This is a genomic window from Methylobacterium sp. WL116 (assembly GCF_008039455.1).
In the GTDB taxonomy this organism is placed as follows: Bacteria; Pseudomonadota; Alphaproteobacteria; order Rhizobiales; family Beijerinckiaceae; genus Methylobacterium.
Window position 1 is genome coordinate 1 of the sequence record NZ_VRUV01001004.1, and the last position, 768, is coordinate 768.

Annotated in this window: 1 protein-coding gene; it reads left to right on the forward strand. The window is 75.0% G+C overall.

Annotated features, from left to right (window positions below):
• Nucleotides 1-768: efflux RND transporter periplasmic adaptor subunit (locus FV223_RS29070; RefSeq protein ID WP_246689864.1), on the forward strand; the 768-nt coding region annotated here is incomplete at both ends.

Sequence of the window (768 nt, forward strand, 5' to 3'; positions counted from 1 at the left end):
GGCCGAGACCGCCCCGGCGCCCGCCGCGGTGAGCCCCGCGCCCGCGGTCAGCGTGGTCGAGGCGGCGCGCCGCGAGATCGTCGAGAGCGTGGTCGTCACCGGCACGCTGGTGCCGCGCGACGAGATCCTGGTGACGCCCGAGATGGACGGCTACCGCGTCACCGAGGTCCTGGTCGAGGAGGGCGCGCGCGTCGCCCGCGGCCAGGTGCTCGCCCGCCTGTCGCACGACTTGATCGACCGCCAGCTCGCTCAGCAATCCGCCCTGGTGGACAAGGCCACCGCCGCCGTCCCGCAGGCCGAGAGCACCATCGAGCAGGCGGAAGCCGCCGCCGTCGAGGCGCGCCTCGCGTTCGACCGCGCCAAGCAGCTGATGCAGACCGGGAACGGCACGGCGGCGATCCTGGAAGGGCGCACCTCCACCCTGCGCCAGGCCGAGGGCAAGCTCGCCTTCGCCCGCAACGGCCTGGTCATCGCGAAGGCCGAGCTGGCCCAGGCGAAGGCGGTGCGCGACGAGCTGGAGCTGCGGCTCGCCCGCACCGAGATCCGCGCGCCGGAAGCCGGCATCGTCAACCGCCGCACCGCGCGCGTCGGCATCACCGCCTCGTCCGCGGCCGAGCCGCTGTTCCGCCTGATCGCCCGGGGCGAGATCGAGCTCGAAGGCGAGGTCGTCGAGACCAAGCTACCGCTGCTGCGGGAGGGCCGCCCGGCCTGGATCGAGATCGGCGCGGGCGCACGCGTCCAGGGCAGCGTCCGCGCGGTCTACCCGGA